12 protein-coding genes and 1 riboswitch are annotated in these 13,638 nt (G+C 64.3%); of the genes, 10 read left to right on the top strand and 2 right to left on the bottom strand.

Translation table 11 applies throughout. From position 1 onward, the window contains the following. Positions 1 to 28 precede the first annotated feature (28 nt). From RCH10_RS08450 to RCH10_RS08405, 10 genes are all read left to right on the top strand, one after another. Positions 29 to 1,045, top strand: coding sequence for a Bug family tripartite tricarboxylate transporter substrate binding protein (locus tag RCH10_RS08450; protein WP_409052038.1), 1,017 nt, complete (start codon positions 29 to 31; stop codon positions 1,043 to 1,045). A gap of 9 nt (positions 1,046 to 1,054) precedes the next feature. Next, complete coding sequence (locus RCH10_RS08445) at positions 1,055 to 1,648, top strand: tripartite tricarboxylate transporter TctB family protein (RefSeq protein WP_323496338.1); 594 nt, start codon at positions 1,055 to 1,057, stop codon at positions 1,646 to 1,648. A gap of 28 nt (positions 1,649 to 1,676) precedes the next feature. Next, positions 1,677 to 3,215 carry a tripartite tricarboxylate transporter permease gene (locus tag RCH10_RS08440; RefSeq protein ID WP_323496336.1) on the top strand — a complete coding sequence of 513 codons (1,539 nt, stop codon included), beginning with the start codon at positions 1,677 to 1,679 and terminating at the stop codon, positions 3,213 to 3,215. Continuing rightward, positions 3,212 to 4,042, top strand: coding sequence for a sugar phosphate isomerase/epimerase family protein (locus tag RCH10_RS08435; RefSeq protein ID WP_409052037.1), 831 nt, complete (start codon positions 3,212 to 3,214; stop codon positions 4,040 to 4,042). Before RCH10_RS08440 ends, RCH10_RS08435 begins: the two co-directional genes overlap by 4 nt. A 54-nt stretch (positions 4,043 to 4,096) precedes the next feature. Continuing rightward, positions 4,097 to 5,527 carry an enolase C-terminal domain-like protein gene (locus tag RCH10_RS08430; protein WP_409052036.1) on the top strand — a complete coding sequence of 477 codons (1,431 nt, stop codon included), beginning with the start codon at positions 4,097 to 4,099 and terminating at the stop codon, positions 5,525 to 5,527. Between the two features lie 49 nt (positions 5,528 to 5,576). Further along, entirely contained in the window at positions 5,577 to 6,740 is a 1,164-nt protein-coding gene (locus tag RCH10_RS08425; protein ID WP_409052035.1) for a Gfo/Idh/MocA family protein, read from the top strand. 13 nt (positions 6,741 to 6,753) lie between these two features. Then, complete coding sequence (locus tag RCH10_RS08420; RefSeq protein WP_409052034.1) at positions 6,754 to 7,953, top strand: dihydrodipicolinate synthase family protein; 1,200 nt, start codon at positions 6,754 to 6,756, stop codon at positions 7,951 to 7,953. 8 nt (positions 7,954 to 7,961) lie between these two features. Next, positions 7,962 to 8,840 (top strand): sugar phosphate isomerase/epimerase family protein, encoded by an 879-nt coding sequence (locus RCH10_RS08415; RefSeq protein WP_409052033.1) that lies wholly within the window; start codon positions 7,962 to 7,964, stop codon positions 8,838 to 8,840. 104 nt (positions 8,841 to 8,944) lie between these two features. Continuing rightward, positions 8,945 to 10,039 (top strand): DNA glycosylase AlkZ-like family protein, encoded by a 1,095-nt coding sequence (locus tag RCH10_RS08410; protein ID WP_409052032.1) that lies wholly within the window; start codon positions 8,945 to 8,947, stop codon positions 10,037 to 10,039. 107 nt (positions 10,040 to 10,146) lie between these two features. Continuing rightward, a riboswitch (FMN riboswitch) is annotated at positions 10,147 to 10,302 on the top strand. A 104-nt stretch (positions 10,303 to 10,406) separates the two neighbouring features. Then, entirely contained in the window at positions 10,407 to 10,919 is a 513-nt protein-coding gene (locus RCH10_RS08405) for a 6,7-dimethyl-8-ribityllumazine synthase (protein ID WP_409052031.1), read from the top strand. 48 nt (positions 10,920 to 10,967) lie between these two features. Here the strand turns inward: RCH10_RS08405 and RCH10_RS08400 are convergent, their stop codons facing one another. Then, positions 10,968 to 12,224 carry an MFS transporter gene (locus RCH10_RS08400; RefSeq protein WP_409052030.1) on the bottom strand — a complete coding sequence of 419 codons (1,257 nt, stop codon included), beginning with the start codon at positions 12,222 to 12,224 and terminating at the stop codon, positions 10,968 to 10,970. 58 nt (positions 12,225 to 12,282) lie between these two features. After that, entirely contained in the window at positions 12,283 to 13,536 is a 1,254-nt protein-coding gene (locus RCH10_RS08395; RefSeq protein ID WP_409052029.1) for an MFS transporter, read from the bottom strand. Positions 13,537 to 13,638: the final 102 nt, after the last annotated feature.

Raw genomic sequence — 13,638 nt, 5'->3', positions numbered from 1 at the left:
ATTAAAACCATAACTGGAGACCTTCGTGATGCATGCCGATTCCGTTCGCAACCTGGCTCGCCGGGTGTTTGTCGTCGCCGTTTTGTCTGCCGCTGCGTCCAGCGCGCTGGCCCAGTGGAAGCCCTCTCGTCCCATCAACTTGATCGTGCCGTGGGCGGCAGGCGGGTCGACCGATCAGGTCACGCGCGTCACTGCAGGCGAGATCGAAAAAGCACTCGGCCAAACCGTCGTCATCATCAATCAGCCGGGTGCATCAGGCGCGATCGGCACCAAGAGCGCACTCGATGCTGCAAAGGATGGCTACACGTGGACGGCCGGTGCCGCACAAGACCTGGGCACCTACGAAACGCTCGGCTCGCTGCAAACGAAGATGAGCGACTGGAACATCTTCCTGACGGTCGCCAACATCCAGGTGATCGGCGTGAATCCGGCGACGCCGTACAAGACAGCCAAGGACCTGATCGACGCCATGAAGGCTCAGCCCGGCAAGATCACGGTGGCGACGGCAGGCGTCACCTCCGCAGGCCACAACGCGATGGACTTCATCGCCGGGGCTACCGGCGTCAAGTACCGCGAAGTGCCGTACGACGGCGGCAATCCTGCGGTGGTGGCCACCGTGTCGGGCGAGGCGGAAGTCACCACGCAACTGGCCGTCGAACAGGCCGACATGATCCGTGGCAAACGCCTGCGTCCGCTGGCCACCGTCAGCGACAAGCCGCTCGACCTCGAAGGCTTCGGCGTCATTCCGCCGCTCTCCCAAACCATTCCCGGCTTTACCGCGCCGGCCAACTACTTCGGCATCTTCATCCCCAAGGGCGTGCCTGACGAGGTCGTGAAAACGGTGCAGAAGATCTGGGAAGAAAACATCCCGAAGAGCGAAGCGCTGAAGAAGTATGCGAGCAGCCGCGGCGCCCTGTTTTTGCCGACCTCCGGCGATGCTGCGCAGAAGGCGGTGATGCCGGCTGTGCAGGCGAATGCGTGGATGCTGTTCGGGGCAGGCAAGGCCAAGGTGTCGCCCGACACCGTTGGCATTCCGAAGCCTTGATTCGTTTCCATGACGCCTCCCGCTACCTCGACCTCTGCACAGCCAAAGCAGTCGTCCGAACTCCCGACGACGCCGGTTGAAGAAGCCCGAACCGTCAGCCCGCGCTCCGACCTAATCGCCGCCTTCGCGTGGATGATCTTCGGCGCGGCGGTGCTCATCGGCTCGCTTCGCATGGACCGGCTCGAGAAGCAGGACATCAATCCGTATACCGCGCCCGGACTTTTGCCAGGCTTGCTCGGCATCGTGACGGTGTTGTTGGGGTTTCTGCTGGCGCTGCGCAGTTGGCGTCGACTCTCTGCGCATTCCGGCGAAGCAGCGGTGGCGACGCCTGCGACCAGCAGCGTCGAGAAGAAACGCATCGTGCTGGTGGTGGGCTTGTGCGTCGTCTTCGCGGTCGGGCTCGTGGGGCACGGACTGCCCTTCTGGGCGGCGGCCGCGCTGTTCGTGACCATCGCGATCCTGAGCCTGCAGCACGTGCAACGCAAGGCAGCAGGCGAGTCGCTCACGCTGCCGATCTTCTGCAAGACGCTGGCCATCGGCCTCGGTGCCGGCATCGTCATCACGCTCGTGTTCCAGGAACTGTTCCTGGTTCATCTGCCTTAAGCAACTCTCTGAGCTCAGCAAGACCACCATGTTCGAAGGCCTCGCGCTCCTCGGTCACGCCTACCTCGGCTTCCTCAACATCACGTCGATCACCTTTGGGCTCGGCGGTGCGTTGATCGGCATCATCGTCGGCTGCCTGCCGGGCTTGTCGGCAACGCTGTGCATCGCGTTGCTGACGACGCTCACCATCAAGCTACCGGCCAACGATGCGATCCTGATCCTGATCTGCTCGTATGTCGGCACCCTCTATGGTGGTTCTCGCACGGCCATCCTGCTGAACATTCCCGGCACCGCTGCCAACGCGGCATCGTGTGCCGATGGCTATGCGCTGGCGCGCCGCGGCGAGGCCGGTCGAGCCATCGGCATTGCCACTTCGGGCGCCTTCATGGGGACGCTGTTCGGCGTGCTTTGCCTTGCAGCCTTCACGCCGTTGCTGGCCGAAGTCGCGTTGTCGTTCGGTGCCTACGAGTTCTTCTGGCTTGCGCTCTTTGGTGTCGCAATGTCGGGCAGCATCGTCGGTGACGATCCGCTCAAGGGCTGGCTGATGGGTGCGCTCGGCCTGTTCGTCGCGCAGATCGGGCAAGAAGGCTTGTATGCGTACAACCGATTCACCTTCGACTGGGACCAGCTCTCGGGCGGCATCTCGCTGATACCCGCGCTGGTGGGCGCATTCGGTTTTGCCGAAGTGTTGACCACGCTGGCCGACCCGGTCGAGAAGAAGATGGTCGAGTTACGCGACTCGGTATTGCCGCGCTTTCGCGAGGTGGTGCAGTACTGGCCCACCGTGTTGCGCTCCGGCGTGATCGGCGTGCTCACCGGGCTGATGCCGGGCGTCGGCGAAGACTCCGGCGCGTGGATGTCGTACGCCGCAGCCAAGGCGGCGAGCAAAGAAAAGGAGCTCTTCGGCAAGGGCTCCATCGATGGCTTGATGGCCGCCGAGACTGGCGACATGGCGTCGATTCCGGGCCACATCATTCCGGCACTGGCGCTCGGCATTCCAGGTTCAGCACCGTCTGCCGTGCTCATGGCCGCGATGATCATCCACGGCATCCAGCCCGGTCCGATGATGATGATCTCGCACCCCCAGTTCGTCTACGACGTGGTCGCGATGACCTCGCTCGCCACCGTCAGCATCCTGATCTTCGGCCTGTTTCTGGTGAAGCCGCTGCTGCTGGTGCTGCGCATCAAGCGCACGGTGCTGATGCCGATCATCTTTCTGCTGTGCACTGTCGGCGCCTTCGCCAGCGCGTCGCGGTTGTTCGACATCTACTGCATGCTGGTCATCGGCATAGGCGCCTTCTTTCTGCGGCGCCGTGGCTACCAGATGGCGCCCTTCGTTCTTGGTCTGGTGCTCGGTCCGCTGCTCGACAAGAGCTTGCGCCGCGGGCTGGTCTTGTCCGATGGCGACCTGTCGCCCTTCTTCACACGTCCGATCTGCATCGGTTTTGCGACGGTCACGATCTTCACGATTCTTCTGTATGTGCCGGCCTTCAAAGCGCTGGTACAGAGCATCACCGGTGGCTTCAGCCGCACGCTGAAGTCGCTCGTTTCAAGGCAACCCTCATGAAGATCGCTCTGTGCAACGAAGTGCTCGCCGGCATGTCGCTGGAGAAACAATGCGAGGTCGCCGCGGCACTTGGCTACGACGGGCTCGAAGTCGCGCCTTTCACGCTGAGCGACGCGCCGGAAAAGATCACATCGGGCGAAGCGGCACGCATTCGCGCCACCATCGAATCGTTCGGTCTCACCGTCACCGGCCTGCACTGGCTGCTGGTCAAGCCCGAAGGTTTGTCGCTGACCCACCCCGACGCCGACCTGCGCGCCCGCACGCTCGATGTGATGTCGCGCCTGACCGGCTTGTGCGCCGAACTCGGCGGCATGGTGCTGGTGCACGGCTCGCCCAAGCAGCGGCAGATCCCTGACGGAGAGAGCCACGCCGTCGCCTTGGCGCGTCTGCAGGACGGCTTGGCGCGCGTCGCGGAATCGGCAGCCGCCAACGGTGTCATCTACTGCATCGAGCCGTTGTCGCCGCACGAAACATCGATGCTCAATACCGTGGCCCAGGCGGCAGAGGTGGTGCGCACCATCGACCACCCGAACCTGCGCACGATGATCGATTGCAGCGCCGCCGGCCTGAGTGAAAGGGAGAGCGTGCCCGACCTGATCGACCGCTGGTTGCCGACCGGGCTCATCGGCCACATTCAGGTGAACGACCCCAACCGCCGCGGACCGGGTCAAGGAGCGATGCAGTTCGCGCCGATCTTCGCGGCATTGAAGCGCCATCGCTACGCCGGCGCGATCGGCGTCGAACCCTTCGACTACGTGCCCGACGGCCCGGGCGTGGCCGCGTTCTCGGCCGGCTACCTGAAGGGCTTGCGCGAAGCGGTGGCCTGACCTTTTCCCGAATCGTTTTCCCGCATCCTTTTTGCAGGTCTTTTACCGGTCGCCATGTCCATTCCGTTTCGCATCCTCGACATCCAGCTCTTCGAACGCGGCGTGAAGATGCGCATGCCGTTCCGCTTCGGCGTCGTCACGCTGACGGCTTGCCCGCAGGCCTTCGTGCGCGTTCGCATCCGCACAGACAATGGCGTCGAAGCCGAGGGCGCTTCAGCCGAGTTACTCGCGCCCAAGTGGTTCGACAAGAACCTCACGCTCAGCAACGACGACAACTTCGATCAGCTGCGCACCTCGCTTTGTTTGGCTAAGGCCGCCTATCTCGCTGATGGCGAATCGCGCCCTGCTTTCGCGCACTTCACAGCGAACTACCATCCGCAAATCGACGCCGCGGCGGCGCAGCAACTCAACCCGCTCATCGCCTGCTTCGGCCCGGCGTTGATCGACCGTGCGCTGCTCGATGCGCTGTGTCGCGCCCAAGATATTTCGTTCTACGAAGCGGTGCAACGCAACCTGCCCGGCATCGGCGCCACGCTGACGCCGGACCTCGACGCGTTCGACTTCGCCGGCTTCCTCGGGTCATTAGCGCCAGCGAACCGCATCGCGCTGCGTCACACCGTCGGACTGGTCGACGCCATAACGGCAGCCGACGTACAGCAATGCGTGGGCGACGGCTTGCCCGAGACGCTGGAAGAAGTCGTCGCAGCCAACGGCTGCCGCTACTTCAAGCTCAAGGTCGCCGGCAACGCGGAGCAAGATCTGGCCCGGCTGACGCGAATTGCCGCGGTCATCGACCGCGTGCCCGATTACGTCGTCACGCTCGACGGCAACGAGCAGTTTGCCGATGCCGAAGCCGCCGCGCGCTTCTGGCAACAAGTGCAGGCGACGCCCGCGTTACATCGCCTCGCAGCGGCAACCCTCTACATCGAGCAACCATTGCCACGCGCAACCGCACTGCAAAGCGATGTGCGCGCGCTCGCTGCGATGCGCCCGGTGCTGATCGATGAGTCCGACGGCACGCTCGATGCGTTTCCGCAGGCGCTGACCTGCGGCTACACGGGCGTGTCAAGCAAGGATTGCAAGGGCATCTATCGCTCGTTGCTCAACGCGGCGCGTTGCCGGCAACTCAACCTGCAAGCCGCCTCCGAAGGCCGACCGGCCGCTTATTTCATGTCGGCCGAAGACCTGACCACGCAAGCCGGCCTCGCCGTGCAGCAAGACCTCGCACTGGTCAACCTGATCGGGCTCACGCACGTCGAGCGCAACGGCCATCACTACGTCGACGGCTTCAGTGGCCAGGGCGGCAGCACAACAGAAGCGCAAGGCTTCTTGCGGGCGCAACCTGGGCTCTACGAAGCAAGCGGCGACAAGGTGCGGCTCTCTGTGCACGGTGGGATGCTCGACATCACGTCGCTTGCTGCGCCCGGCTTTGCCGCCAGCGCGCAACCCGACTGGGCCACGCTCCAGCCGCTCGCCGGCAGTTGAGCCCACACAAGACCTCCTCAAGAACATCGCAAAAAAAAGGACCTCTGAAATGGCGACCCAACGACTCGGAATCATCATGCACGGCGTCACCGGCCGCATGGGCATGAACCAGCATCTGATCCGCTCCATCTGCGCCATTCGCGCGCAGGGCGGCGTGACGCTTTCGAACGGCGACAAGGTCATGCCCGACCCGATCCTCATCGGACGCAATGCCGACAAGATCGAGGCGCTGGCCAAAGCCCACGGCATCGCACGCTGGGGCACCGACCTCGACCTCGCGCTGCAGAACAAGGACGACACGATCTTCTTCGACGCAGGCACCACGCAGATGCGCCCCACCTTGCTGGCCAAGGCGATCCGCGCCGGCAAGCACGTGTACTGCGAGAAGCCGATCGCGACCAATTTGAACGAAGCCGTCGAGGTCGCACGCCTCGCACAAGCCTCCGGCCTGAAGCACGGAGCGGTGCAAGACAAGCTGTTCCTGCCCGGCCTGCGCAAACTCGACATGCTGCGTCGCGCCGGCTTCTTCGGCCGCATGCTGAGCGTGCGCCTCGAGTTCGGCTACTGGGTTTTTGAAGGCGACCTGCAACCGATTCAGCGTCCGAGCTGGAACTACCGCAAGGAAGACGGTGGCGGCATGATCCTGGACATGATGTGCCACTGGCGCTACGTGCTCGACAACCTGTTCGGCGAGGTGAAGTCGGTCAGCTGCCTCGGCACCACGCACATTCCCAAGCGCTGGGACGAGGCCGGCGAACCCTACGAAGCCACCGCAGACGATGCGGCCTACGCCACCTGCCAGCTGGTCGGACATAACGGCGAGCCGGTCATCGCGCAGATCAACATGAGCTGGGTCACGCGCGTGCGCCGCGACGACCTCGTCACCTTCCATGTCGATGGTACCGATGGCTCTGCGGTGGCCGGCCTGTCAAGCTGCCGTGCGCAGTCACGCGTCGCCACGCCGCGTCCGGTCTGGAACCCGGACGAGAAGCAGACGATGAACTTCTTTGACCAATGGCAGGAGATTCCAGACTCGCAGGTCTACGACAACGGCTTCAAGATCCAGTGGGAACACTTCATCCGCCATGTCGTCGAAAACGCTCCGTACAAGTGGACGTTGCCCGAAGGCGTCAAGGGTGTGCAACTGGTCGAAGCCGCGCTCGAAAGCTGGGGCGAACGGCGCTGGGTCGATGTGCCCGCACTGAACATCTGACAAGGTCGGCAGCATGGCGTTGACCCTCACCCTTCCGACCGCCGACGGCGTGCTAGCGGCCTATGCGTTGCGCGGCGCTATGCCCACCAAGCCGGTGGCCGGCGTCGCGTTCAACCGCATCGCCTATTCGGCAGCACACGTCGTCGCCGATCCGTTGGCCACCATCGATCCTTGGCTGCAATGCGCGATCGACTGGGACGCGACCATCGGCTACCGCCGTCATCTGTGGTCGCTTGGTCTCGGCGTCGCGGAGGCGATGGATACAGCGCAACGTGGCATGGGCCTCGACTGGCCGACCTCGCTGGAGCTCATCCGCCGCTCGCTCGATGCGGCGAAGGACTTCTCTTCGAAAGACGGCAACGCGCTCGTCGCGTCAGGCTGCGGCACCGACCATCTCGACATCGACAGCGTCAAGAACGTCGACGATGTGATTCGCGGCTACGAAGAACAGATGGCCGCCATCGAAGCGCTCGGCGGCAAGCTGATCGTCATGGCGAGCCGCGCACTGGCCCGCGTCGCGAAGAGCCCGGCCGACTACGAGCGCGTGTACGACCGCGTGCTGTCGCAGGCGAAGCAGCCGGTGGTGCTGCATTGGCTCGGTCCGATGTTCGACCCCGCGCTGGCCGGTTACTGGGGATCGGGGGATGTCGACAAGGCCATGGACACCGCGCTCGGCATCATCGCCGCGCACCCGGACAAGGTCGACGGCATCAAGATTTCGCTGCTCGACAAGGACAAGGAAATCGCAATGCGGCGACGGCTTCCGCCGGGCGTGCGCATGTACACCGGCGACGACTTCAACTATGCCGAGCTGATTGCCGGCGATGGCTTCGGCAGCGACCCGACGCACGGCCAGAGCGACGCGCTGCTGGGCATCTTCGACGCGATTGCGCCGGCGGCCAGCGCGGCGCTCGGTGAGCTGGCTCTGGGCAATGTCGACAAGTTCCACGCCATCCTCGGCCCGACCGTGCCGCTGTCGCGCCACATCTTCGCGGCGCCCACGCGCTTCTACAAAACCGGCGTCGTGTTCATGGCGTGGCTCAACGGCCACCAGTCGCACTTCACCATGGTCGGAGGCCAGCAGAGCACACGGTCGTTGCAGCATCTGGCCGAGTTGTTCCGCCTCGCCGATGCGGCCGATCTGCTGGAGCATCCGGAGTTGGCCGTGCGCCGCATGAAGACCTTGCTCGCAATGCATGGCGTCGAAGCCTAAGGCGACGGATGCGTGATTTCTCGCTGAACCACGACTGGCTGTCGATCAACACTGCGACGGTGCGCAAACAACGCGGCGTCGAAGTCCCGCTCGACCGCATCGTCGACCAGTGCGCCGAGCGCGGCATCAGGGCGATCAGCCCGTGGCGCGACCAGGTCGCAGCGGTGGGCATCGACAAGCTCGCGAAGCAACTCAAGGCGCATGGCATCGGCCTTTCGGGCTACTGCCGCGGTGGCTTCTTTCCGGCACCCGATTCGGCTGGGCTCAAAGCCGCACTCGACGATAACCGCCGCGCGATCGACGAAGCGAAGACGCTCGACGCACCGTGCCTCGTGCTCGTGGTCGGCGCCCTGCCCGGCGCGCTCGATGGCAAGGCGGCTTACAAGGACATCGGCCGCGCGCGCAACGAGGTGCACGACGGCATCGCGGCTTCGCTGGAGTACGCACGCAAGGTCGGCATGCCGCTCGCCATCGAGCCGCTGCACCCGATGCAGGCCGCCGACCGCGCCTGCATCAACACGCTCGAACACGCACTGGACCTGTGCGACGAACTCGACCCTGGCAAAACCGGCGCGCTGGGTGTGGCGCTCGACATCTATCACGTGTGGTGGGACCCGAAGCTGCAGCAGCAGATCGAACGGGCAGGCAAATCGCGCTTGCTGGCGTACCACGTGTGCGACTGGTTGACGCCGACGCGTGACCTGTTATCCGACCGCGGAATGATGGGTGATGGGGTGGTGGAGTTGGAGAAGATTCGCGGCTGGATGGAGGCTGCGGGCTTCGATGGATTCAGCGAAGTGGAGATTTTTTCCAATCTTGACTGGTGGCAACGTACAGGGGAAGAGACGCTCGACGTTTGCATTGCTCGGCACAAGACTGTGGTGTGAACACGAAGGCGGGGGACATGAGCGGAATGGGTCACCCGGCGCCCTCGGCCCCGCCACGAACACAACCGCGTCGCGCCGTTAGCGCCATGCTGAAATCAGCGTCCATGCAAGCCCCGACCCTCGATGACCTGCGCCGCTACGCCGTAGCCCGCACCCTCTTCAAACCGACCACATTGCCGCGCGCAATCCAGCGTCTCGGATTCGTGCAAGCCGACCCGATTCGCGCACCCGCAAGAGCGCAAGACCTCACGTTGCGTCATCGCGTCAAGGACTACCGTGCGGGCGATCTTGAAGCGCGATACTCAAGACTTGCAATCGAAGAAGACAGCCTCGTCAACTACGGCTTTCTGCCGCGCGAACATTTGGCGTTGATGCACCCGCGTGAGCCCAAGTTGGCTTGGGATGCGGAGACTGGGCGCAAGGCTGCGGACGTGCTGGCCTTCGTGCGCGAGCGCGGGCAAGTGCATCCGCGTGATGTCGATGCGCACTTCTCGCACGGCCGCATGACCAACTATTGGGGTGGATCGAGCAACGCGAGCACGCACCTGCTCGACGGCATGCACTACCGCGGCATGTTGCGCGTAGCTCGGCGCGACAGCGGCACGCGCGTCTACGAAGCGGTCGACCATGCACCACCGATCGATGACAGCCCGACCGGTCGCGCACTGCGTGCTGCGGCGCTGCTCGAATTCATCGTGCGCAAGTACGCCCCGCTGCCAGCCGCGAGCCTTACCTACCTCGTGCGCTTGCTCAATTACGGCGCGCCGCATCTGAGCACGCACACCCAGGCCGCGCTGAGTGAAGCACGCGAAGTGCTCGCCAGCAACCGCATCGACGGCACGACCTGGTACTGGCCGGTCGACGAGAACCCCGCTTCCAAACGTCACGCGCCTGACGATGCGGTTCGGCTGCTGGCGCCGTTCGATCCGGTGGTGTGGGACCGTCGCCGCTTCGAGTTGCTCTGGGGCTGGACGTACAAGTTCGAGGCTTACATGCCAGCGCCGAAGCGGCAGTTCGGCTACTACGCATTGCCATTGCTGTGGCACGACCGCGTGATCGGCTGGGCGAACGTGACAACCACGACAGGACGGCTGAAGCCGAGCTTCGGCTATGTCGACAAGAAGCCGAACGGCGCTGCGTTTCGTGCGGCCCTCGACGACGAGTTTCAACGCATGACGGCCTTCATGGCGCCGCGCTGAAGGTCCCGAAACCGCAACACGACTCGTCGTGGGGTTTTGGCTCGTGCGTGACAGCGCGGCCCTGCGCTCGTCTCTAGAATCCACCTCGCTCCGATGCAAGTCGGGGCAAGCGTTCTCAGGGCGGGGTGCAATTCCCCACCGGCGGTGATGGCGACTCGTTCGCACAAGCCCGCGAGCGCCCGGTCTTCCACGAAGGTCGGGGTCAGCAGATTTCGGTGCGATTCCGGAGCCGACGGTCACAGTCCGGATGCAAGAGAGCGCGAACCGTCTGCATTGCCACGCGCGTTACGTCGCGTGGCGTCGCTGTCGCCTTCGTGCGCCCTGATTCAGGAAACCTGCTTTTTTTTCAAAAGGCACCAGAGGCACCATGAGTCAGATCAACGACCTTCCCCTTTCTGTCACGGCCGCCACCGATGCGCCACGCGGCAACCGTATCGCCTTCGTCGAAGCGCAATGGCATGCCGACATCGTGCATCAGGCACGCGACGCTTTTCTTGCCGAGATGGGGCGTCTCGGCGTGCCTGCCGACACCATCGATGTGTTCGATGTGCCCGGCGCTTTCGAGATCCCGCTGCACGCCAAGCGGCTGGCCAACTCGGGCAAGTACGCCGCCATCGTCGGCTGCGCGCTGGTGGTCGACGGCGGTATCTACCGTCACGAGTTCGTCGCGACCACCGTGGTCAACAGCCTGATGGCGTTGCAGCTCGAAACCGGCGTGCCGATCTTGTCTGCCGTGCTCACGCCCCATCACTTCCATGAGCATGCGGAACACCGCAAGTACTTCCACCGCCACTTCGCGGTCAAGGGAACAGAGGCTGCCGAAGCCTGCGTGAAAACGATCGAAGGGTTGCGAAAAGTCGACGCGCTCTTGGCGAGCTAGAGGACGCGGGCTAGAGGACGCGAGGTGAATGACGCGAGGTGAAAGACTTCAGACTGCTGCGGGCACAGCGCCGTGCAACCGACGGGTTCGCAGCAACAGCATCGCCGCGATCGACATGTTGAGCAGGTTCCAAGCGATGCCGTTGATGAAGGCCGCGTGATAGCTGCCGGTGAGATCGAACACCTTGCCCGACATCCAGCCACCGAGCGCCATGCCCAGCAACGTGCAGCCGATGACGGTGCCCACGCGCGCGCTGGCCTCGGCCGGCGGAAAGTATTCGCGCACGATGATCGCGTACGACGGAACGAGGCCGCCCTGGAACAAGCCGAACATGGCCGACACCACGAAGAGCGGCACCATGCCGTCGAACGGCAGGAACATGAAGAGCGCGACGCATTGCAGCATCGATCCCAGCAACAGCGTGCGCAAGCCACCGATGCGGTCGCAGAGGGCACCGGAGACAAGGCGACTCACGATGCCGCAGGCGAGCATCAACGACAGCATTTGGGCCCCGCGTGCAGCGCCGAAGCCGAGGTCGGTGCAGTAGGCGACGATGTGAACCTGCGGCATCGCCATCGCCACGCAACAGGCAGTGCCAGCTACGCACAGCAACCCTTGCGCCATCCCCAGGCTGAGGCCGAAGGGGCGGGCCACCGCATCGATACCAGCGCGGCCCGCAACCGCCGCGGGCGGCGCATCCATGACGGTCGCCGGTGGCCGCGTTCGCATGAACAGCGACAGCCCCGCCATCGCCAGCCCGCAAAACAGGCCCAGGCCCACATAGGTCGCTCGCCAACCGGAGGCCTCCACGAACTTCTGCACGATGGGCGGCCACACCGCTCCCGCGAGGTAGTTGCCGCTAGCGCACACGGCCACCGCCATGCCACGGCGCTTGACGAACCACAACGAGGTGTCGGCTACCAGGGGCGCGAACACCGCACCGCTGCCTAGCCCGACAAACACTCCCTGCACCGCAGAAAAAGCAACGATGCCGGTCGCGAAACTGGAGGCCACGAAGCCGACACCCACGCACACTGCGCCCAGCAGCAGCGGCCACATCACGCCATGGCGGTCGGCCAGCTTGCCCATGACGATTCCGCCAAGACCGAAGCCGATCATCAACAGCGTGTAGGGCAGCGAGGCCTCGGCCCGCGCCACGCCGAAGTCGGACTGGATTGCCGGCAACACCACCGACACGACATACATGCCGCAGCTACCGACCGTCATGATCAGCAGCGTGACGAAGAGCCGCAGCATCGCGTATCGCGAATCGGGCTGATGACGTTGCAAGGCGTTGGTCGACATGGTGCTCAGTGTGCGCGCCGGCCCTGCAACGGCAGCGCGGGCACTGCGGCCGCCGCGCTCAAGCAGTCGCGGCAACCAGCGACGTGCGCCGCACACGCGTCACATTGAACGCGCTTGCAATCAACACACCCTGCACCACTGCCAGCCCGACGATCACGCTCATGTACTGGCCGTTGTCCATCAACCGGCCGAACACCAGCGGCGCCAGAGCCTGGCCGATGTCGAGACCGGCGTAGACAACGCCATAGACGCGTCCCGTCGCATTGGGCGGCGTCGAGCGCTTGACCAGCAGATCGCGCGAAGGCCCCGCGATGCCGGACGCGAAGCCCATCGCCCCGAAGATCACCGGCACCAGCATGCCGGGGAAGTCTCCAAAGGCCAGCACCAGCGCCAGCGCCGCCGCGACGCCAAAGCCCGCACCGACGATGCGCGCACAGCGTGTCGGGTCCGACGCGAGAAAGCCGCCGAACACCATGCCCGCGGCACTCGCAACCATGTAGACCGTCAGGCAAACCGCGACCAGGGCGACCGGCACGTCGTGCAGATGGCCGGCCGCGACGGGCGCGAAGGTCTGCACCACGCTGATGACGACGGCGTAGAAAAAGAAGAAAGCGAAGCACATCCACACCGCCGGAATGCGCAAGAAATCGAACTCTCCGCCGATGGGCGCAGCGCCGCCTTGCCCGGTGGCCTTCTGCACCGTCTTGACGTCGAGCGACAGCACACTGCGATAGATCCAAAGCACCAGCAGCACGACCACGGCGAGTACACCGGCCGATGCCAATGCCACGCGCCATGAATACGCAATGGCGATCGGCACCACGAAGGCCGGCGCCAACGCCCAGCCCAGACTGCCAGTGATGCCGTGCACGCTGTACGCATGGCCGAGCCGCGTTGGCGCGACCTTGCGGTTGAAGAGCGTGTAGTCGACCGGATGAAAGACGCCGTTGCCGATGCCGCCCAGCACCGCGAAGGCCAGCAGCATCCAGTAGCTCGTCGCCATCGCGTAGCCAAAGGCCGCCAGCGCCAACGCGCCGAGTCCGACGAACAGCACCGGTCGCGGGCCGAGCTTGTCGACGATGAATCCCGACGCCGCCTGCACCAGGCAAGAGACCACGAAGAACACGGTCAACACAGCGCCCAACTCGGTGTAGCTCACGTTGAAAGCATCTTTCAGCCACGGAAACAGCGGCGCCAGCACCAACTGGCTGAAGTGGCTGACGGCATGCGCGAGGCCCACCAGGCCGATCAACTGGGCGTCGGCACGCAAGGTGGGCGTCGAGGATGAAACTGCTGTGACTGAAGACGACATGGATTGCTACAAATATGACGGGCGGGCCCTGATCCTATGTCGCCAGCTACCGTCAGAATGACGATACAGCGACAACATTTGTCGGAACCATGCCAGCCTCTG

Source organism: Variovorax sp. GrIS 2.14, from assembly GCF_046115955.1.
Taxonomy (GTDB): domain Bacteria; phylum Pseudomonadota; class Gammaproteobacteria; order Burkholderiales; family Burkholderiaceae_C; genus Variovorax.
The sequence above is the reverse complement of the archived record's forward strand: the minus strand, read 5'-3'. Positions and strand labels throughout refer to the sequence as shown.

Excerpts from the sequence above, each read along its gene's own strand:
- RCH10_RS08435 (WP_409052037.1), top strand. The coding sequence starts at position 3,212 with ATGAAGATCGCTCTGTGCAACGAAGTGCTCGCCGGCATGTCGCTGGAG.
- RCH10_RS08400 (WP_409052030.1), bottom strand. The coding sequence starts at position 12,224 with ATGTCGACCAACGCCTTGCAACGTCATCAGCCCGATTCGCGATACGCG.
- RCH10_RS08445 (WP_323496338.1), top strand. The coding sequence starts at position 1,055 with ATGACGCCTCCCGCTACCTCGACCTCTGCACAGCCAAAGCAGTCGTCC.
- RCH10_RS08410 (WP_409052032.1), top strand. The coding sequence starts at position 8,945 with ATGCAAGCCCCGACCCTCGATGACCTGCGCCGCTACGCCGTAGCCCGC.
- RCH10_RS08425 (WP_409052035.1), top strand. The coding sequence starts at position 5,577 with ATGGCGACCCAACGACTCGGAATCATCATGCACGGCGTCACCGGCCGC.
- RCH10_RS08405 (WP_409052031.1), top strand. The coding sequence starts at position 10,407 with ATGAGTCAGATCAACGACCTTCCCCTTTCTGTCACGGCCGCCACCGAT.
- RCH10_RS08395 (WP_409052029.1), bottom strand. The coding sequence starts at position 13,536 with ATGTCGTCTTCAGTCACAGCAGTTTCATCCTCGACGCCCACCTTGCGT.
- RCH10_RS08430 (WP_409052036.1), top strand. The coding sequence starts at position 4,097 with ATGTCCATTCCGTTTCGCATCCTCGACATCCAGCTCTTCGAACGCGGC.
- RCH10_RS08420 (WP_409052034.1), top strand. The coding sequence starts at position 6,754 with ATGGCGTTGACCCTCACCCTTCCGACCGCCGACGGCGTGCTAGCGGCC.
- RCH10_RS08450 (WP_409052038.1), top strand. The coding sequence starts at position 29 with ATGCATGCCGATTCCGTTCGCAACCTGGCTCGCCGGGTGTTTGTCGTC.
- RCH10_RS08440 (WP_323496336.1), top strand. The coding sequence starts at position 1,677 with ATGTTCGAAGGCCTCGCGCTCCTCGGTCACGCCTACCTCGGCTTCCTC.
- RCH10_RS08415 (WP_409052033.1), top strand. The coding sequence starts at position 7,962 with ATGCGTGATTTCTCGCTGAACCACGACTGGCTGTCGATCAACACTGCG.